General features: G+C 39.7%; 21 protein-coding genes and 1 pseudogene. 12 read left to right on the forward strand and 10 right to left on the reverse strand.

Features of this window, described 5'->3' with window-relative positions:
- Window positions 1-154: 154 nt before the first annotated feature.
- Window positions 155-1,453 carry a YVTN family beta-propeller repeat protein gene (locus tag JEU79_RS03710; RefSeq protein ID WP_198263015.1) on the forward strand — a complete coding sequence of 433 codons (1,299 nt, stop codon included), beginning with the start codon at window positions 155-157 and terminating at the stop codon, window positions 1,451-1,453.
- A 152-nt stretch (window positions 1,454-1,605) separates the two neighbouring features.
- Here the strand turns inward: JEU79_RS03710 and JEU79_RS03715 are convergent, their stop codons facing one another.
- From JEU79_RS03715 to JEU79_RS27305, 3 genes are all read right to left on the reverse strand, one after another.
- Window positions 1,606-2,214, reverse strand: coding sequence for an ATPase (locus tag JEU79_RS03715; RefSeq protein WP_198263016.1), 609 nt, complete (start codon window positions 2,212-2,214; stop codon window positions 1,606-1,608).
- Entirely contained in the window at window positions 2,211-2,534 is a 324-nt protein-coding gene (locus tag JEU79_RS03720) for a hypothetical protein (protein WP_198263017.1), read from the reverse strand. The genes JEU79_RS03715 and JEU79_RS03720 overlap by 4 nt, the downstream gene beginning before the upstream one ends.
- A gap of 684 nt (window positions 2,535-3,218) precedes the next feature.
- A complete protein-coding gene (locus JEU79_RS27305) occupies window positions 3,219-3,347 on the reverse strand; it encodes a hypothetical protein (RefSeq protein WP_281400827.1) in 129 nt (42 codons plus the stop codon).
- Between the two features lie 272 nt (window positions 3,348-3,619).
- Between JEU79_RS27305 and JEU79_RS03725 the strand changes: the two genes are divergently transcribed.
- From JEU79_RS03725 to JEU79_RS03740, 4 genes are all read left to right on the forward strand, one after another.
- Window positions 3,620-3,880 (forward strand): hypothetical protein, encoded by a 261-nt coding sequence (locus JEU79_RS03725; RefSeq protein WP_198263018.1) that lies wholly within the window; start codon window positions 3,620-3,622, stop codon window positions 3,878-3,880.
- A gap of 500 nt (window positions 3,881-4,380) precedes the next feature.
- Complete coding sequence (locus JEU79_RS03730; protein ID WP_198263019.1) at window positions 4,381-4,545, forward strand: hypothetical protein; 165 nt, start codon at window positions 4,381-4,383, stop codon at window positions 4,543-4,545.
- 965 nt (window positions 4,546-5,510) lie between these two features.
- Entirely contained in the window at window positions 5,511-6,017 is a 507-nt protein-coding gene (locus JEU79_RS03735; protein ID WP_198263020.1) for a hypothetical protein, read from the forward strand.
- Window positions 6,018-6,652: 635 nt separating this feature from the next.
- A complete protein-coding gene (locus JEU79_RS03740) occupies window positions 6,653-7,042 on the forward strand; it encodes a hypothetical protein (RefSeq protein ID WP_198263021.1) in 390 nt (129 codons plus the stop codon).
- Between the two features lie 540 nt (window positions 7,043-7,582).
- Here JEU79_RS03740 and JEU79_RS03745 read toward each other — a convergent pair.
- Together JEU79_RS03745 and JEU79_RS03750 are read right to left on the reverse strand one after the other, a co-directional pair.
- Window positions 7,583-7,765 (reverse strand): hypothetical protein, encoded by a 183-nt coding sequence (locus tag JEU79_RS03745; protein ID WP_198263022.1) that lies wholly within the window; start codon window positions 7,763-7,765, stop codon window positions 7,583-7,585.
- Window positions 7,765-10,092: an RHS repeat-associated core domain-containing protein gene (locus JEU79_RS03750; protein WP_198263023.1), complete on the reverse strand. Its 2,328-nt coding sequence runs from the start codon at window positions 10,090-10,092 to the stop codon at window positions 7,765-7,767. Before JEU79_RS03750 ends, JEU79_RS03745 begins: the two co-directional genes overlap by 1 nt.
- A gap of 54 nt (window positions 10,093-10,146) precedes the next feature.
- On the opposite strand from JEU79_RS03750, the gene tnpA reads away from it, so the two are divergent.
- From tnpA to JEU79_RS27310, 4 genes are all read left to right on the forward strand, one after another.
- Complete coding sequence (gene tnpA, locus JEU79_RS03755; RefSeq protein ID WP_198263024.1) at window positions 10,147-10,476, forward strand: IS66 family insertion sequence element accessory protein TnpA; 330 nt, start codon at window positions 10,147-10,149, stop codon at window positions 10,474-10,476.
- On the forward strand, window positions 10,473-10,838 hold the full coding sequence (gene tnpB, locus JEU79_RS03760; protein ID WP_198263025.1) for an IS66 family insertion sequence element accessory protein TnpB: 366 nt from the start codon (window positions 10,473-10,475) through the stop codon (window positions 10,836-10,838). The genes tnpA and tnpB overlap by 4 nt, the downstream gene beginning before the upstream one ends.
- A gap of 105 nt (window positions 10,839-10,943) precedes the next feature.
- Window positions 10,944-11,945, forward strand: a complete 1,002-nt coding sequence (tnpC, locus tag JEU79_RS03765; RefSeq protein ID WP_281400828.1) for an IS66 family transposase — start codon at window positions 10,944-10,946, stop codon at window positions 11,943-11,945.
- Window positions 11,923-12,417 (forward strand): IS66 family transposase, encoded by a 495-nt coding sequence (locus JEU79_RS27310; RefSeq protein WP_281400829.1) that lies wholly within the window; start codon window positions 11,923-11,925, stop codon window positions 12,415-12,417. Before tnpC ends, JEU79_RS27310 begins: the two co-directional genes overlap by 23 nt.
- Window positions 12,418-13,077: 660 nt before the next feature.
- Here JEU79_RS27310 and JEU79_RS03770 read toward each other — a convergent pair.
- Together JEU79_RS03770 and JEU79_RS03775 are read right to left on the reverse strand one after the other, a co-directional pair.
- Window positions 13,078-13,398 (reverse strand): hypothetical protein, encoded by a 321-nt coding sequence (locus JEU79_RS03770; protein WP_198263026.1) that lies wholly within the window; start codon window positions 13,396-13,398, stop codon window positions 13,078-13,080.
- A 4-nt stretch (window positions 13,399-13,402) separates the two neighbouring features.
- Window positions 13,403-13,954, reverse strand: coding sequence for a hypothetical protein (locus JEU79_RS03775; protein ID WP_198263027.1), 552 nt, complete (start codon window positions 13,952-13,954; stop codon window positions 13,403-13,405).
- A gap of 112 nt (window positions 13,955-14,066) precedes the next feature.
- On the opposite strand from JEU79_RS03775, the gene JEU79_RS03780 reads away from it, so the two are divergent.
- Genes JEU79_RS03780 through JEU79_RS03785 form a run of 3 tightly spaced genes read left to right on the forward strand, consistent with a single transcriptional unit; the run spans window position 14,067 to window position 15,226 of the window.
- On the forward strand, window positions 14,067-14,210 hold the full coding sequence (locus JEU79_RS03780) for a transposase (protein ID WP_198263028.1): 144 nt from the start codon (window positions 14,067-14,069) through the stop codon (window positions 14,208-14,210).
- A 21-nt stretch (window positions 14,211-14,231) separates the two neighbouring features.
- Window positions 14,232-14,366, forward strand: coding sequence for a hypothetical protein (locus JEU79_RS27315; RefSeq protein ID WP_281400830.1), 135 nt, complete (start codon window positions 14,232-14,234; stop codon window positions 14,364-14,366).
- Window positions 14,363-15,226: an IS3 family transposase gene (locus JEU79_RS03785; RefSeq protein WP_198263029.1), complete on the forward strand. Its 864-nt coding sequence runs from the start codon at window positions 14,363-14,365 to the stop codon at window positions 15,224-15,226. Before JEU79_RS27315 ends, JEU79_RS03785 begins: the two co-directional genes overlap by 4 nt.
- Before the next feature lie 289 nt (window positions 15,227-15,515).
- Here the strand turns inward: JEU79_RS03785 and JEU79_RS03790 are convergent.
- From JEU79_RS03790 to JEU79_RS03800, 3 genes and pseudogenes are all read right to left on the reverse strand, one after another.
- Window positions 15,516-16,394 (reverse strand): annotated as a pseudogene (locus tag JEU79_RS03790) (RHS repeat domain-containing protein); the annotation flags it as partial.
- An 84-nt stretch (window positions 16,395-16,478) separates the two neighbouring features.
- Window positions 16,479-16,784: a hypothetical protein gene (locus JEU79_RS03795; RefSeq protein ID WP_198263030.1), complete on the reverse strand. Its 306-nt coding sequence runs from the start codon at window positions 16,782-16,784 to the stop codon at window positions 16,479-16,481.
- Window positions 16,781-18,892, reverse strand: a complete 2,112-nt coding sequence (locus JEU79_RS03800) for an RHS repeat domain-containing protein (RefSeq protein ID WP_198263031.1) — start codon at window positions 18,890-18,892, stop codon at window positions 16,781-16,783. The genes JEU79_RS03795 and JEU79_RS03800 overlap by 4 nt, the downstream gene beginning before the upstream one ends.
- Window positions 18,893-18,933: the final 41 nt, after the last annotated feature.

Genomic DNA, 18,933 nt, shown 5'->3' on the forward strand with positions numbered 1-18,933 from the left:
GGCGTCATGAACCCGTTTTTTATTCCATAAAAAATAATTTTTAAATTATGGGAATAAATTATCAGTTCATCACGCCCTGCTAGTCGATGCTTTTAAATTTAACCACTCAATCAATTTATTTTCACATTAACACTCACATGGAAAGATTATTCACATGAAAAAAAAACAACTTAGACACAATATCACCCATAATATTTTAAACAGTTTAGCGATTTGTATGCTTGGCCTAACCACTGGCAATCTTTATGCCGGTGATATAGCTCAGGGTAAAATCAAGTCTGCTACTTGCTCAGGCTGTCACGGCAGTGATGGTATCGGTCTCAGCCAGGAATTCCCTAACCTTGCGGGTCAAAAAGAAGCCTATATTATCAAACAACTCCAAGCATTTAAAAATGGTGAGCGTAAAGACCCAAGCATGGCAGCAATGACAGCGGCATTAAATGACAATGACATGGCTGATTTGGCCGCCTATTTTTCCAACCTTCCTGCTAAGCATTCTCCACAATCTAGCACAATGTCATCTACTAATACTCAAAAAGCAATGCCCAAAGCAACCGCAAAGGCAAGTAAAAAAGAGTTTCCTGAAACTGTTTTTATCTCCATGAAAAAGAGCGCATCTATCGAAACATTCCCACAGCAAAGTACCTGGAAAGGTGGCCCTAATATGCTTTATACAGCCATTACACCGGATGCAAAAATGCTCTTATCAACCAGTCCATCGACAGGTTCAGTTTATGTCTTTGACGCCAAAAGTGGAAAACAGTTAGCAATCATAAAGGTCGGCAAAGCACCTAAGGGTGTAAAAGTAACACCTGATGGTCAATTTGCCTATATCAGCAACCAGGGTTCTGCTGATATCAGTGTTGTAGAAATTGCCAAACTAAAAGTTGTGGCAACAATTAAAGTTGAAAAAGGCCCTCATAATGCTCGCTTTACTCAAGATGGTAAACTAGCCTATGTGACCTTGCAAGGCGGAGCAGGCATCGCTGTTATTGATACTGCAAGTCGTAAAATGACCAAGGTCATTCCTGTTCCAGGCATTACAGGCCCACATAATTTAGATTTGTCTGCCGATGAAAAAACAGCCTTTGTACGTGATTTTGTCCATCATGTTGCAGTACTGGACTTAACAACCGGCAAGGTAAAGAAAGTTATTACCGTGGGCAATGGTCATGGTGGCATTGATGTAACACCGGATGGCCGCTATGCCGCTACAGCAGCAATTGGTGATAATATTGTTTCTATTATTAACACCAAAACATTAACAGTAAAAAACATTAATGTAGGCAAAGGGCCTCACGGTATACGTGCCAGCAAAGATAGCCACTGGCTCTATGTTACCCTTGCAAAGGAAAATACCATTGCAATAATAAATCTTAAAACCATGCAAGTAGAAAAGAAAATTGCCGTTGGAAAATTTCCTTTTTGGGTTGCGGTACAGGGGAATCCATAACTTTTAATATTGAACAAGAAGAATAAGTAAAAGGACCTAAATTTAGGTCTTTTTATTGATTTTATTTAAAAAAAAACTTATCTGCCCCCTTGATTTTTGCTCTTCATTTGTAGTTTAAATAGCTACACTAGTCAATTATAAAGGATCAACCTTTAGCTTAAACCACGCAAACTAACGGCTGCTACGGGCTTAGCCCAATCAGGCATATTTTTATCCAACTCCCTTACTTCACCATCAACAACATAAAGTAGGCGTCGAACGTCTGGCCGCCCTTTATCGTCAAGAACATTCGAGTTATCAAAAACCGCGAGCTGTGATAAGCCCGGGGTTAGCCGACAGAGATTACGCATGGAAGTGATATAACGCGACCGAATCAAATCTTCAGCAATAGCGTGACCACCCCGCGCAACACGTGCAGCCACACGCTCAATGTGCAACTCCACCGAATTCAGTCCGCAATACCAAATATTAACGGGAATTCCAGCAGCAATGGCATCCAGTAGTGTGTTGGTAATGGTGTTGCCACCCAGCGTGGTTTCAAAGGTAAAATGAGATTTGTCACGAATCGCCCCCTCTAATCGACGCAGACCCCCATGCCAAACGGCGCTGTTGATTTGCTGCATCGATTTATCCGGGTATTGAGTACACATATCACGCGCGAATTCGTCCGGGTTGTACCAATTCTCACCGGCGGCGCGAATAGCCGCACCACCAATCGAGCTTTTACCCGCACCATTAACACCCGCAAGAACCTGTATCAAGTTTTGCTCTCGGTTGCACCTGGTCGATACGCCTTATTAAGCGCTGCCGGTGTACCAAATAGTGCGGCTTGCGTTGCCTTGTCAGCATCTGGCTGGTTCATCCTAGCCATCAGTTCATCAAATTGCTGGCTAAGAGACTCGGTAAATCCATCGCTGAATTTTTCCAACTGAATAGCATGAATCAATTCCACCATTTCATCATACTGACGTTGAGACAGCGTAACCATTGCACCCTGCCCCTGCACCTTAACCGCCATAGCCTGTGAGGTAGAGACAATCTGTTGAAGCACCGCCGAACCCTGACGCGCCAATTTTGACATCGGCACGCTTTCTAGAGCAGCAAAGGGTTTCAGGCGTAAAAGGTCATTAGAAATCAAAATTTTGTCAGCCGACATAGCGTGCTCCAGAATAAAGGGTCTGGTGGTTAGTATAGCTACAATTCACAATATACGCAACATTCACATAATTCACACAAGCTCTTATAGTAAAGCAAATACTCTCCGTTTTTAATCTGCTTGATAACCCTTTAAATACACCACATTATCGTGGCTAACATCAGGCGCATTGCGATAAGACACAGGATATAGGGAGTCTGTTTTATGTTTTGCTAAAGTCCTTTGCTTGTTTACAGGGAACTTTGCGAGTAATTTTTTAGTGACGTGTAGCTTAATCATTATTCTTTATCAATGCTTTTTAAGTTGTTTGAGAAAGGCAAAAAGCAAGACTTGAGCCTGTTGTTTCCGTGCCTTTCAGGGTAACTATCCGGAATTTTCGGATAGTTACATCAGGCTCTAGAATCAAGGGGTCATAGAATCAAGGGGTCAGATAAGCTTGATTAGAGTTACAAAATTATTTCAAACGTATTTTTAGGTGTGACGAACAACTAGGTTGAAAGTGTATTAGAAGTGAATTTTATTATCAGCCTAGGCCATAGAACACACTAATAAAGTGTCCGACTGGACTTTACCAGAATAACCCCATGATTTCTAGTGTAGTTTACCAATTTACAGCCCTACAAACCCTCCCTTTTCAACTTTTTTACCGTCATCCATCACTTCCTTACTTACAACGGCAATTTGGCAATCCAGATTTCTATCGGAAACCCTATAAATTTTCTCACCTAAAGCATTCATCAGTTGGCGGCTTGTTGCTTCTAGTGGGATGCACACGCTTTATTAGCCTGATAGCCGCAAGGAAAGATACAATGAATCCTTTCATTGTTGTCGGCGGTGCAAAACCCATTCGCTTAAACACCCAAACTAAAATAACTCGGTGCCAGAATCAGGGACACTCTTAGAGGGGTCAACAAAGCAGATTAATTGCACTGAATGCCATTCCCCTCTTAATCAGCGTTTTTCAACACTTAAACTCATATTCTGTGTGATATTTTGTTAGTATTATTCACATGATAAAATTTTTCAACACATTACAAGCCATGCATCAGTTTACCCTGTCACTGGATACTCATTCAGACACACTTGAGTGTCAACACTGCCTTAAAAAGGATCAGTTTGTTTCTCATGGTTTCATCTATAAAAAACAGCATCAGAATGACAAGCAAGCCATTGGCAAACGTATTTTTTGTTCCAATCGTCATACTCATACGGAGTACTTGGCAGTTATACCTGAGCCAGGAAATCCCTTTACTGCATTACAGCACCCTTGAGCTTTCTATTTTTATTTATGCATTGATAACCTCTTTAAGTATTCAGTCTGCTTATGAGCAAGCGACAGGGACTGAAGAGCCCAGAAATGCCTATCGATGGCTCTATCGACTGCAAAATAAGCGGGTGGACTACCAGTGTTTATTAAAGACCAGGGCTCTGTCAAGCAGTCCAATCGTTCCATCTAGGTGCAAGCGGCTTCAGCAATTACTACCCATACTTCAAAGACTGTTTCAACGGATGAAAGCCCCTCCTGGTGCAAACTATCAATACCGCAATCAAAGCCACTTCATTTAATCCATTTTTCCTCTTTTTTCCTCATTTTTTCAACAAAACCCATTCATCATCATTCCCTGAATCCCTCTTTTTCTCAAATTCACATCCAAACATCCAAAAAAACATTCGATTTCACCGGCATTTACTTTGCAACAGATTTTGTCACTTCAACGGCCCTTTTTTTATGATTATCATCAGAGAATTATAATCACAACCGGAGAAAAGAATGACCTCAAAAAACAAACCGCCCTTTGAACTACGACTCAGGGTGCTCAGTGCCGTAGATTATGCAACGGGCAATAGTATCCGAGCACGCATCAAGGACGTCGCAAAACGTACGTTCAAAGATGAACAAACCGGTTGCAAATCAAGTGAAATCAAGGGGTCATAGAAATCAAGGGGTCAGATAAGCTTGATTAGAGTCACCAGAAATCAAGGGGTCGGAAATCAAGGGGTCAGATAAGCTTGATTAGAGTCACAAAATACTTCTAAGCGTATTTTTAGGTGTAATAAACAACCAGGTTGAAAGTGTATTAGAGGTGATTTTTATTATCAGCCTAGCTTGAGTGTCCGCCCTTGCCACGCAGTTCTTTGACTAGTTTGGTTACTTAAATCAAGTTAATTTGACCCCTTGATTTATGCAATACAAGCCAAAGACTACGCGAGGTGACGATGACGGGCAATGAAACAGGCAAATTTTACATTAAAACGGTATTTATAGCGAAAGTAGTTCTAGACACCCATCGATTGAGATTTATTTCTATCAAACGATGGGTGTCATCAAGAGAGCTATTCTATTTTATTTCCCCTATAATTCTTCCCACTCACGTAGAATAACGTAGGATGCTGCTAAGGCACGAAGCGCATCAGCAATGTTGAATTAAATATCATAATGAATAAAAACACCATTTTTAAATAGGCTATATTTTTATATGGAAATTTTCCATGTTGGTTGGCTAATATGGGATTAAGTGGAAAATTTTCCATGTTAGGCGGCTAATATCGGTTTAAGTGGAAAATATTAAAAATTGACTTTCAGCTTAGGTCGGAATTTTTCCATGTTAGGGCATCTAATATCTGTTTTAGTGGAAAGTTTTCCATGTTAAGAGGGCATATATCGGCTTTAGTGGAAAATATTATTATGTTTATTGAATTACGCCTTTATTTTCCATGTTTAGGGGGGTAATATCAGTTTAAGTGGAAAATTTAGGCAGTTATTAAAAATTTATCATGGAAAATTTTCCGTTAAAAAAGATCGTTATATTAATAAATTCAACCAGCTAATTTGAGGAAGCAAAAAATGTTTTATAGTAATTGGATATCTGGTAAAGTTTTAATTGCACTTTTTTATTTTTTTTGGTGCTACATACCAAGTCCATTGCAGCAAGTGATTTTGACAACATTAGAGTTTGTATTGCTAAAACAAAGGAGTTATCCGAGATTATTCTAAATGGTACACCTCAAAATTACGAGTCAAAGTGGATAGGGGATGATATTGTTACTTGGAGCAATACAATATGTAAAGTATCAGGACAAAAGGTAAAAGAGTTAATTGTAAATGGCAAAGCAATAATTTATGAAAAAGGAACGGGAGGCGATTCAGGCGATATTGAAAATATAAGGGCTTGTATAACCAAAGCAAAAAATTATGCCGGAGTAACTCTTGAAGATATACCTGTTGAATATGATTCAAACTGGATATCTGATGATGTTGTAACATGGAATGAAGCGCAATGCTCTGTATCCAGTCAAATTGTGCACGATTTAATTGTTAAAAATACTATTGTAATTTACAAAAAGTATTCTGGCATTGATGCTTATAAGTTAAATAAAAAATATCTGATGAATTTGAATTTTCCGTAGATGTGCTGAAAAACAGAATTGAAAAAATACCTAAGGTTAAAAAAATTAGAAAAAAATTAGTTCTCTTGAAAAGAAGAAAAACGTTGTAAAAAAGATTTTCGAAAAAAAGAAGAAAGTGCTTTATTTGATTCTCAACGTAGCAACTTGCTTAGTTTAAGATATGACGCAATATCAGAGATAGAAGATGAAATTGAAGACTTCGAAAACAAAATTAAAAACATGTTGAAGGTTAAAATTCTTAGAAAAAAATCACTCTTCTTGAAGAACGAAATGCAATAACTTCGGGTATGTTAAAACAGCCATCCCAAATCTAAAAAAGTTTCATCGTTTGTTAAGAATAGCATTAATTCCATTTTAAAAGAAAAAATGTCAATTTTGATTATTATTCTACTTTTCAATTAGATTCAGGATTAGGTGATAAGTTAATACAAAAGGAAAAATAGTTAACATAACAAGAAAAAAATTCATCGGAGGCAAAAAGACGCCCCGATGATTTTGGCGTTAGGGGTAAAAAGGAAAAACACAATGGGCACAACAAGCTCCATAAAAAACCATACGATGAGCGTACAGATAAAGAAAAAATCCAATCGAACTGGACAAAAACCTGTGGGCTTTATCTTCGTGGTGAACATTCAATGGCAGTAATTCGTGCCGCAACAGCCGTAGAATTAGCAGCAAACCTAGTGGTACGAGAAGAACTAGAAAATAATCAAAAACTACCTAAAGAGTTTGTAGATAGTTTAATGAAATGGGCTAATGGTTTAGTTGGTAAATTAAACAGACTTATTATTCCAATCACCAAAGGCACAAAAAGAGAAAAATTCTTTAAAGAAATCCAAAAACAAGTAGTAGATATCAATGACCAGAGAAATGGCGTAGCGCACCGAGGCGAGTTTAAAATCAAAAAAACATCAAGTCGCATAATTTCAGAGGCACATGAAATAATTGAGAAGCTTGTACAGCAATATGACAAATCATTTTCAATTCCAATGCCAGATGAAGAGTCAGAAGATGAAAACCCCTAACAAAAAGTTCAACCTGACATATTTTACACCGCGCCTTTTTGTGGTTCGCTTCGCTCAGTATTCCACAAATAATCAAGGGGTCAGATAAGCTTGATTAGAATCACAAAATACTTCTAAGCGTATTTTTAGGTGTAATAAACAACCAGGTTGAAAGTGTATTAGAGGTGATTTTTATTATCAGCCTAGCTTGAGTGTCCGCCCTTGCCACGCAGTTCTTTGACTAGGTTGCCTGAAATTTGGGGTGTTTTGTTCTGTGCTTGAGTAGTATTTGCTTGAGCAATGGCTTGTTCGATGTCTCTGCACCTTTTGAGGCTTGAGATTCGAGATTGGTTAGTGCTTGAGTTCGATCAGTATCATCAGGTACTGATGGATTATATTGCTGACGACCATCAAAACCGACTTCTGTGATCAGGCGTTAAAATCAAGCTTATCTGACCCCTTGATTCCTTGCTTTTCAGCAATTGAGTTTTTGAGATTGATTACTTAAATCAAGTTAATCTTATAGTTTTTAAAAAACCATCTGATAATCTCTTATTAAGTTTAATAACTGTAATGAAGGCGACCAGTCTTTTTTTCTTTTAATTCATCTAATATGTTATATGAAGCTCTTAGTAAATCTCTGCTTACTAACCTTTTAAACTCCTCTAAAAAATTAAAATATTTATCAGGTAATTCTAACTCTAAACATTTAATAATTTCATTTATTATTTCATCTTCTTTCATTATAATAATTTCTCCAATGATTCTGGATTTACAGGTACTTCTCCCTTTATTACAGCCTGAGTTGCTTTTCCAGGGCCAAACTTTTTAAAATCACTTGTTATTGGTTCAAGTTTTTCAGACTGCCCCCAGTTCCCTTTAGGTATTTCTATATCATCTATAACATCTAGTGTGTTACCTGATACTCTATAATCTGGCCTATAAGGTATTTGCAACTTATCTGAAGCAACAATAGAATCATCAATTTTATCAAAAGACACATATGTTCCCCCACGTTTTTTAGGTAACATACCAGTTTTTACATCCTCTATAGATGAATACTTTGAGTTTGCATATCTGTAATATGCACTTGGATATACATCACCATTTGACTTAACATAATAATCAGGCTTTGATTTCGACAACTTAGCCGCATCCGAAGCAGAAAGCCCTTTTTCACGTTCTAGTTTATATCTTGCATATCGCTCCTCACAAACCAAGCCAAGCGGATCAATCCAACTAACTGGATTCGGTGCATATTGGTAATTATTATTACCGCCTAATAGGCCAATGGGATCTAAACTAATAAACCGTGCTGTAGTAGGATCATAATACCGATGACGATTATAATGCAAGCCGGTTTCAACATCATAATACTGCCCCTGAAAGCGCAGGTTGTTTTCGATGGATTCAACGACTTTTTTGACTACGTTGCCATAGGCTTTGTAGTGGACTGACCACGCTAATTCACCATTATGCGCAGTGAGTTCTTGTGGTGTGCCTAAATGGTCTAAGTGGTAGTGATAGATTTGTTTGTCTTGAATGATGGCCAGTGGTTTGAAGCTATCGGGCTCATAGAGGTAGATTTTTTCATCGATGGTTTGCTTTGTTTCTTTGTCTGTCGTGCTCTCACTGAGCAGGACATCATTGTTCCAGACAAAGTGAATGCTTTGTTCTGGGGTGGTTTTATTGATTCGTCGCCCTAGCGCATCGTATTGATAGCTGTATTCTTCCTCTTTGCCTGCTTGTTTTTTGGTGACTTTAATTAATTGGTTGGAAGCATTGTAGCTAAACTCGGTTTGCAGTTGCCCGCCTTTGCCACGCAGTTCTTTGATTAGGTTGCCGCGACGGTCATAGGTGAATTTTTTATCACCTTGAAAGGCTAAACGGTTGCCTGTAACTTGAGGTGTTTTATTCTGTGCTTGAGCAGTATTTGCTTGAGCGATGGCTTGTTCGATTTCTTGTGAATTTTGCTGTGCCAATAAATTGCCAGCGGGATCAAAATCAAATTGTTCGCTGATAAAGCTTTTTACTTTTGTCAGGCGGTTCAGGGCATCGTATTGGTAGTGAGTATTGCCTTTTGTGAGATCGTCAATGGTGGCTAAATTGCCAGCATGGTCATAACCATAGCCTCGTTGGACGATGGTTTGTTTGGTTTTTTGGTGAGTGACTTGATGACGAGTCAAGCGTCCCATAGGATCATAGTGATAGCGTGCCTTGAGGCTACCCTGTTGCCTGCCAATTTCTCTGCCCAGCGCATCGCGCTGGAGTTGACTAATGATTTCACCATCGATGGCAACTTGGGTGAAGAGTTGTTGATGATTGTATTCATAAGTCACCGCCTGCCCGGTCGGCAGGGTACTTTTGATACGATTGCCCAGAGCATCGAACTCATGAATTAAACTGTATTTATTTTCACCAACGATTTGTGTTTCTTCAATTTGATTGCCTGTGCTGTCATAAGCAAAGATAATTTTACTCTGGCTGTTTTCTGCTCCAGTGACTTGTCCTGAGGGAGTGTAGTCAAATGACGTTTGTTCGCCATCGGCAGTGATTTTTGCGATTAATAGTCCTAATGGATTACGTTGGAATTGAGTCAGCAGGGCATCGTCTGCGGCTTGAAATTCAGGTTTGACTGGTGCTTGGGCTTGTTCGGCGTCATTGGCTATTGTTTCGGCAAGCGAGCCGTCAATTTGAGCGATTAAATGCCCTGATGGGTTGTACTGATAATGTTGCTGGCGACCATCAAAGCCTGTCTCTGCGATCAGACGCTCATTTTTGTCATATTTGAGCCGATGGACTTCACCTTTTTCATTTTGTAAGGCAACAAGGTTACGTTCTTTATCATAGAGATAATTCAGCGTTTGTCCCATGGGATCAATGCGACGGCGCACTTGTGACAGGCCATCATATTGGTATTGTGTTGTGCGACCTGCTTCGTCGGTATATTGTGTCAGTTGGCCACTGCTATTGTATTCTAAAACTTGCACCTGACCATTGGGAAGATTAATTTGTGTCACCTGTCCCATGACATCGTAAAGGTAAGCGCTTAACCATCTAGCGTTATTCAAAAAATATCTCCCCTGCCTCATAATCAATCCATCGATTAATTATGAGGCACATCAATGAAACCAGAAACCCAAGCCAACTCAAAACAATTTTGGCAAGACCACGTTAATCAATGGAATGAAAACAGTATCAGCCAGGCATCCTATTGTCAGGAACATGGGCTACCCATCAAACGTTTTGGCTATTACAAGCGTAAGTTGCTGGGTGCAACAACGCAAACCAGTGCGATGACAAAGGGGAATGGTTTTATTCAACTATCCTCCCCGAAACACTATTCAGCCCGCACCTCAGCATTAATTGTAGAATTACCCAATCAGCTACGCATTGAAGGGGTGACTGCCGATAATGTACAGCTGGTAAAACAATTAGCAGGACTGTTCCAATGAAGTCAGCCATACGTCCATCACTCAGCCTGCCACAGGTGTATCTCTATCTGAAGCCTGTTGATTTTCGTAAAAGTTTTATTGGCCTCAGTGCCATTGTTGAATGTGAATTAGGTCATAATCCTTTTGCAGGCCATCTGTATGCCTTTACCAATCGTCAGCGTAATAAAATTAAATGCCTCTTCTGGGATAATACCGGTTTTGTACTCTATTACAAAAGTCTCTCAGAAGAAAAGTTCAAATGGCCAAAGGGTGAAGATGACCTGATGAATATCACCGGACAACAAATCAACTGGCTATTAGACGGCTATGATATCAGTGTCATGAAACCGCATAAGAAATTGCATTATGAGTCTGTATTTTAAGTACTTTTAGTCTATTTTTTGTTATAATAAAGCCATGCAAAACAAGGCTGAATCCACAAAAACGACTCTATATTTTCCGCTTTTTCACACGCGGACAAGAATGAATTGTTGAGTGTCATTGAACAGAAAAACCACCGTATAAAAATACTGGAAGAAGCCCTTCGTCTGGCTCGTAGTAAACGCTTTGCACCCAGCAGTGAAAAAAGTGATGGTCAGGAACGCTTATTTGATGAAGCTGAGCAGGCGGCTGACGATGAGGGGCTCCCTGAACCTAAAACCACTTCGCCTAAGAAGAAAGAAAAAACAGGCAGGAAGCCTTTCTCAAAGACTATTCCAAGAGTCCCTGTCTTCATCGATCTGACAGATGAAGAAAAAGCCGGTGCCATTGAGGTTTTTTACACTAAAGTCAGAGAAGAGCTGGATATCATTCCAGCTAAAGTCCAAATACTGGAATACTTCCAGGAAAAAGCCGTCTTTGCAGGCACCAATGACACAGACAGTCGTTCAATGAAAGCTGCGGTCATGCCAAAACATCCATTACCTAAATCAATGGGCAGTATTCACCTGATGGCACACATCATTATCTCAAAATATGCCGATGGTTTGCCTCTGTATCGAATGGAAGGCATATTATCACGCTATGGCGGCGATATAACCCGAGCCACCATGGCCAATTGGGCTATTAAACTGGCTCATCAGTTCCAGCCGCTCATCAACCTCATGCGAGAACATCAACTGTCGGGTGACATCATCCAAATGGATGAAACGGTGCTCAAAGTATTAAAAGAGCCGGGACTCAGTGCTCATTCGAACAAATACATGTGGGTCAGTCGTGGCGGGCCACCTGGACAACCCAGTGTGCTGTTTGAATACGATCCTTCTCGTAAGAAGGAAGTACCACTGCGCCTGCTTGATGGCTTTAGCGGCTATCTGCAAACCGATGGCTATGCCGGTTACAATGCCGTGTGTGCACAAAATAATGCCACATCGGTCGGCTGCTGGGATCACACTCGCCGTAAATTCAAAGATTCTCAGACGGCACAACCAAAGAAAAAAGAGCAATCAAAAGCCTACAAAAGCCGATGTGGCACTGGCCCATATCAATAAGCTGTATTTAATTGAGCGTGAGATAAAAGAAGCCAGTGTTAATGAAAAATTTAAGGTTCGTCAGAAACAGAGCCTGCCGCTTCTTGAGAAAATAAGAACATGGGTCGATAACACCCTGGGCAAAGTGCCGAACGACAGCTTGACAGGAAAAGCACTCACCTATATTAATAATCAATGGCCTAAGCTGACTGTTTATTGTGAAGATGGTCGGTTGAATATCAGTAATGTGCTGGCAGAAAATGCTATCCGTCCATTCTGCGTGGGTAGAAAGGCCTGGTTATTTTCAGATACGCCAAAGGGTGCACATGCCAGTGCAGTTCATTATAGTTTTATTGAAACCGCTAAGGCCAATGATATTGAGCCATATACGTATATGGTCTATGTATTAACCCAATTACCTTATGCGGATACGGTTGAAAAGCTGGAAGCATTGCTTCCTGGAATTTTAAAAAATCAGAATTGGAAAAGGTAAAGAACGCTGTTCGTTAAGCGCTTACTCGTAAAGGTATTCTGTGGGTCGTTCATTGCCTTGTCGGGTACTTTGAATGTGTCCTTGAGGGATTGTATTGGTAATGTGTTGTAAGGCCATCATGGGCTTTTTCTGCTAGCAATTCGCCTTGTGTAATCAAGGGGTCAGATAAGCTTGATTAGAGTCACAAAATACTTCTAAGCGTATTTTTAGGTGTAATAAACAACCAGGTTGAAAGTGTATTAGAGGTGATTTTTATTATCAGCCTAGCTTGAGTGTCCGCCCTTGCCACGCAGTTCTTTGACTAGGCTGCCTGAAATTTGGGGTGTTTTGTTCTGTGCTTGAGTAGTATTTGCTTGAGCAATGGCTTGTTCGATGTCTCTGCACCTTTTGAGGCTTAAGATTCGAGATTGGTAGTGCTTGAGTTCGATCAGTATCATCGGATACTGATGGATTATATTGCTGACGACCATCAAAACCGACTTCTGTGATCAGGCGTTAAAATCAAGCTTATCTGACCCCTTGATTCTGACCCCTTGATTCACCCCTTGATTCCCAGCTTAATTCATAAGAATAAGTTACTTCACCGAGTTTTGCTGCTTGATTTTTAACCTCCTTGATTTTCGACATAAATCAAGTTAACCTGCCCTCCATTTTTATTTTTTAATAACTTTTAATTACTAGTTCTCCTCTTTTTATAATTTCATTTTTTAGTAGTTTTTTATTGTCATCATTATTAAGCAGACCTTCAGAAATAAATTTAATAAACCATGATGAATCAGTTTCATTAAAGACATCTATCCAATCATTTGATTTGAATTTATTTATTGAAAGCTTTGTACCTTGTAATCCATGTCCTCTGCCTTCCATAATGAGTATTTTATCTTTTTCAAATGAATATCCTATTAATTTAGGCCATTTATTATCATGAAGATTTGTCAAACCGCTTTTATCAACATCTGCAATAATATAATATTTTTCCATAAAATTATTTCTCCGGCAAAACCTCTATGTTATCAAATTCAATAAACTTACCATCAGCATGCATTTGAACAACTCCACCATCGCCAAACTCAGGATAGGACTTTGTTACAGGTTCCAACTTTGAAATATCTTGATCTCCTGCCCAATTTGGTATTCTTATTTTAGGTGTTCCATTTTCATATAATTGTAAAGTGTCAAATTGACCTCTAAGACGAGCATCACTCCAAGATGCATCATCCAAACCTTCTACATTATCAGTAATACCTTTTATTTGAAATGCGCTCCTTGCTTCTTCCCCTGTATCAAATTTATCAAAACCAATATATGTAGAAGGTGCAGTTTTATTCTCCATCGCTTGCTGTGCATAGCGATTAATCGTCCCATCATCATTTTTATATCGCATATATCGATATCCTGTCGTAGGCAATGTTGCCTCGGGTCCAGCAGGCCCTACATAATAATCAGGCTTAGATTTCGACAACTTAGCCGCATCCGCTGCAGAAAACCCTTTTTCACGTTCTAGTTTATAGCGTGCATATCGCTCCTCACAAACCAAGCCAAGCGGATCAATCCAACTAACTGGATTCGGTGCATATTGGTAATAATGTGGCTATACTTAACCGGACACACAACTTAAAATAACTAAAAGATAAAAAGTGTGACCTAAAATGAATGATCAAACAAAAAAACCGAATAAAAGCTATACATCAGAATTTAAAGAATCAGCTGTCAAATTAGCTAATGAGACGGATCAACCCGTTTCTCAGACTGCCAGGGAGCTAGGTGTTAATGTAAATACTCTACATACCTGAATCAGTAAATATTCCAAACCGGTGAAGACGGTAGCCAATAGAAGTGATGAACACATTTATGATGAAGTAAAACGTCTGAAAAAAGAATTGGCAAAAGTGATTCAGGAGCGTGATTTTAAAAAGGCCACAGCGTACTTTGCAAGGGAAACTTTGTGAAGTACGCATGGATAACTGATCAGGCTAAAGATTACCCGGTAACGATTCTGTGCCGTTTTATGGATGTTTCCCGTAGTTGCTATTATGATTGGGTTAGCTCTCCTAAAACGGATAGAGAGAAAGAAAATGAAGCGCTTACTGAGCAGCTAAAAAACTGTTTGAAGACAGTCGCAAGACTTATGGAACCCGTCGTCTTAAAAAGAAAACTGGCTGAAAAAGGCGTTCATATAAGCCGCCGGAGAATTGGTCGATTAATGAAAAAAGCCGGTTTGTTTTGTAAAACGAAGAGACGCTTTAAAGCGACGACTAATTCCAAGCATAATAAGCGTATATCTCCAAATTTACTGGAAAGAGAGTTTACTGTCTCTCAACCTGATCGCTACTATGTGGGTGATATTACCTATATTGCCACCAAGGAAGGCTGGTTATATTTAGCGGTTGTCATTGACTTATTCTCTAGGCAAATTGTTGGCTGGTCGATGGATGAGCGAATGAAAGCCAAGCTAGTCAATGATGCTTTACTGATGGCCATATGGAAGCGTAAACCAATGGATGGATTGCTTTGGCATACTGACCGAGGTAGCCAATATGCCTCTGATAGTCATAGAAAAATATTGTCGGATCATAACATAATTCAGTCTATGAGCCGCAAAGGAAATTGCTGGGACAATGCTGTATCAGAGAGCTTCTTTCATAGTTTGAAAACTGAATTGACGCACCATTGTCGATTCAAAACCAGAGTAGAAGCAAAGCAGGCAATATTTGAATATATTGAGGTATTTTATAATCGGGAGCGACTTCATTCGGCTAATGATTATTTGTCACCAGTCGATTATGAAATACAGCAGGAAATAGCTTAAATCGATTGATTGAAGAGGGGTAAAAGGCGACATAAATGCCGCCCATTACCGTTGACGGCCATCGGCTCCTCAGCCTGTGCCGTGAAGATATTGTAACAGGATTCATTACCGTTGTGAAAATACCTTGGGTGAATGGAACGGCTCTATCGTTCCAGAGGGCAAAGCCCTTTCTCTTCATCTGTTTAAAGTTAACATGAGAAACTAAAATGATAGGAAATACAAAATGACAAAAATCACTTGAAACAGCCAAAAAAATATTTAGAAAACTGTCCGGAAAAGTGTTGACACATCAGTAATTATTATTACCGCCCAACAAGCCAATGGGATCTAAACTAATAAATCGTGCTGTAGTGGGATCATAATACCGATGACGATTATAATGCAAGCCTGTTTCTGCATCATAGTATTGCCCCTGAAAGCGCAGGTTGTTTTCGATGGATTCAACGACTTTTTTGACTACGTTGCCATAGGCTTTGTAGTGGACTGACCACGCTAATTCACCATTATGCGCAGTGAGTTCTTGTGGTGTGCCTAAATGGTCTAAGTGGTAGTGATAGATTTGTTTGTCTTGAATGATGGCCAGTGGTTTGAAGCTATCGGGCTCATAGAGGTAGATTTTTTCATCGATGGTTTGCTTTGTTTCTTTGTATGTCGTGCTCTCACTGAGCAGGACATCATTGTTCCAGACAAAGTGAATGCTTTGTTCTGGGGTGGTTTTATTGATTCGTCGCCCTAGCGCATCGTATTGATAGCTGTATTCTTCCTCTTTGCCTGCTTGTTTTTTGGTGACTTTAATTAATTGGTTGGAAGCATTGTAGCTAAACTCGGTTTGCAGTTGCCCGCCTTTGCCACGCAGTTCTTTGATTAGGTTGCCGCGACGGTCATAGGTGAATTTTTTATCACCTTGAAAGGCTAAACGGTTGCCTGTAACTTGAGGTGTTTTATTCTGTGCTTGAGCAGTATTTGCTTGAGCGATGGCTTGTTCGATTTCTTGTGAATTTTGCTGTGCCAATAAATTGCCAGCGGGATCAAAATCAAATTGTTCGCTGATAAAGCTTTTTACTTTTGTCAGGCGGTTCAGGGCATCGTATTGATAGTGGGTATTGCCTTTTGTGAGATTGTCAATGGTGGCTAAATTGCCAGCATGATCATAACCATAGCCTCGTTGGACGACAGTTTGTTTGGTTTTTTGGTGAGTGACCTAAATCAAGTTAATCTGACCCCTTGATTCTACCCCTTAAATTTTTTAGAATCAAAAACCAGTTAAACAAAATTCACCATCAGAAAATTCTTTATCTAACACACCATTGACTATATATTTTAACTTTTTAAAATTAAAAATAATTAAATTACAACCTTCATCATTATATTTAATATCTCCTTCAAAACATAATTTAATATTTTCTGTCAATTGAATTGACATTGTATTATTAATTTTTTTTATATCAATGATTTCATACTGATTATCAAATGGACGTCCTTCTGAACCTTCAGGTAAAAAGAAAGAAAATGACTCTTTATAGCTTGTCCAATTTTTTATATATTCAAAAGTATTCATTGTTCTATTAACCACTCTTTCTTTGGTTTTGGGATAAAAACTTGTATTCCACCGCCATGAAACTCAGGTTGCGTGCCCACTGTTCCTTTTTGTGGTGCTGCAGCACCCTCATAATACTTTGTTCCTTTAGGAATTTTTATTGATGCTTGTTTTTTTAATGTGTTACCCCATTCTGGCAAGACTGCACTGTCTAGTTGTGATTGTAATGGGCCATATGAGGGCTCTGGAGTCCAATAGCGCCCATTTGCAGATGCTTTTCCTCCATAGTCTCTATAAAATGTAATATCTTTTTCAGCAACCATTTCTGTATATGAACCACTCCTAAATGTTGAGGCTGGAGAGCGAATATCATTTGGGTTTCCAAGTGGACCTGAATCATGAGGACCATATTTTTTTTCACTATTAATTTTTGGACAATCATTAAGTTTAGCAACTAACCCCAAGGGATCAATCCAACTAACTGGATTGGGTGCATACTGGTAATTATTATTACCGCCTAATAGGCCAATGGGATCTAAACTAATAAATCGTGCTGTAGTGGGATCATAATACCGATGACGATTATAATGCAAGCCGGTTTCTGCATCATAGTATTGCCCCTGAAAGCGCAGGTTGTTTTCGATGGATTCAACGACTTTTTTGACTACGTTGCCATAGGCTTTGTAGTGGACTGACCACGCTAATTCACCATTATGCGCAGTGAGTTCTTGTGGTGTGCCTAAATGGTCTAAGTGGTAGTGATAGATTTGTTTGTCTTGAATGATGGCCAGTGGTTTGAAGCTATCGGGCTCATAGAGGTAGATTTTTTCATCGATGGTTTGCTTTGTTTCTTTGTCTGTCGTGCTCTCACTGAGCAGGACATCATTGTTCCAGACAAAGTGAATGCTTTGTTCTGGGGTGGTTTTATTGATTCGTCGCCCTAGCGCATCGTATTGATAGCTGTATTCTTCCTCTTTGCCTGCTTGTTTTTTGGTGACTTTAATTAATTGGTTGGAAGCGTTGTAGCTGAACTCGGTTTGCAGTTGCCCGCCTTTGCCACGCAGTTCTTTGACTAGGTTGCCGCGGCTGTCATAGGTGAATTTTCTATCACCTTGAAAGGCTAAACGGTTGCCTGAGACTTGGGGTGTTTTATTCTGCTTTTGATCTGTTGCTTGAGCGATGGCTTGTTCGATTTCTTGTGAATTTTGCTGTGCCAATAAATTGCCAGCGGGATCAAAATCAAATTGTTCGCTGATAAAGCTTTTTACTTTTGTCAGGCGGTTCAGGGCATCGTATTGATAGTGGGTATTGCCTTTTGTGAGATCGTCAATGGTGGCTAAATTGCCAGCATGATCATAACCATAGCCTCGTTGGACGATGGTTTGTTTGGTTTTTTGGTGAGTGACTTGATGACGGGTCAAGCGTCCCATAGGATCATAGTGATAGCGTGCCTTGAGGCTACCCTGTTGCCTGCCAATTTCTCTGCCCAGCGCATCGCGCTGGAGTTGACTAATGATTTCACCATCGATGGCAACTTGGGTGAAGAGTTGTTGATGATTGTATTCATAAGTCACCGCCTGCCCGGTCGGCAGGGTACTTTTGATACGATTGCCCAGAGCATCGAACTCATGAATTAAACTGTATTTATTTTCACCAACGATTTGTGTTTCTTCAATTTGATTGCCTGTGCTGTCATAAGCAAAGATAATTTTACTCTGGCTGTTTTCTGCTCCAGTGACTTGTCCTGAGGGAGTGTAGTCAAATGACGTTTGTTCGCCATCGGCAGTGATTTTTGCGATTAATAGTCCTAATGGATTACGTTGGAATTGAGTCAGCAGGGCATCGTCTGCGGCTTGAAATTCAGGTTTGACTGGTGCTTGGGCTTGTTCGGCGTCATTGGCTATTGTTTCGGCAAGCGAGCCGTCAATTTGAGCGATTAAATGCCCTGATGGGTTGTATTGATAATGTTGCTGGCGACCATCAAAGCCTATTTCTGCGATCAGACGCTCATTTTTGTCATATTTGAGCCGATGGACTTCACCTTTTTCATTTTGTAAGGCAACAAGGTTACGTTCTTTATCATAGAGATAATTCAGCGTTTGTCCCATGGGATCAATGCGACGGCGCACTTGTGACAGGCCATCATATTGGTATTGTGTTGTGCGACCTG

The sequence above is a fragment of the sulfur-oxidizing endosymbiont of Gigantopelta aegis genome, assembly GCF_016097415.1.
Lineage (GTDB): Bacteria > Pseudomonadota > Gammaproteobacteria > GRL18 > GRL18 > GRL18.

Coding starts and splice junctions, on each gene's coding strand:
- JEU79_RS27305 (WP_281400827.1), bottom strand. CDS start 3,347: ATGAATGCTTTAGGTGAGAAAATTTATAGGGTTTCCGATAGAAATCTG.
- JEU79_RS03730 (WP_198263019.1), top strand. CDS start 4,381: ATGACCTCAAAAAACAAACCGCCCTTTGAACTACGACTCAGGGTGCTC.
- tnpA (WP_198263024.1), top strand. CDS start 10,147: ATGAAACCAGAAACCCAAGCCAACTCAAAACAATTTTGGCAAGACCAC.
- JEU79_RS03770 (WP_198263026.1), bottom strand. CDS start 13,398: ATGGAAAAATATTATATTATTGCAGATGTTGATAAAAGCGGTTTGACA.
- JEU79_RS03710 (WP_198263015.1), top strand. CDS start 155: ATGAAAAAAAAACAACTTAGACACAATATCACCCATAATATTTTAAAC.
- JEU79_RS03780 (WP_198263028.1), top strand. CDS start 14,067: ATGAATGATCAAACAAAAAAACCGAATAAAAGCTATACATCAGAATTT.
- JEU79_RS03740 (WP_198263021.1), top strand. CDS start 6,653: ATGGCAGTAATTCGTGCCGCAACAGCCGTAGAATTAGCAGCAAACCTA.
- JEU79_RS03745 (WP_198263022.1), bottom strand. CDS start 7,765: ATGAAAGAAGATGAAATAATAAATGAAATTATTAAATGTTTAGAGTTA.
- JEU79_RS03720 (WP_198263017.1), bottom strand. CDS start 2,534: ATGTCAAAATTGGCGCGTCAGGGTTCGGCGGTGCTTCAACAGATTGTC.
- tnpB (WP_198263025.1), top strand. CDS start 10,473: ATGAAGTCAGCCATACGTCCATCACTCAGCCTGCCACAGGTGTATCTC.
- JEU79_RS03725 (WP_198263018.1), top strand. CDS start 3,620: ATGATAAAATTTTTCAACACATTACAAGCCATGCATCAGTTTACCCTG.
- JEU79_RS03795 (WP_198263030.1), bottom strand. CDS start 16,784: ATGAATACTTTTGAATATATAAAAAATTGGACAAGCTATAAAGAGTCA.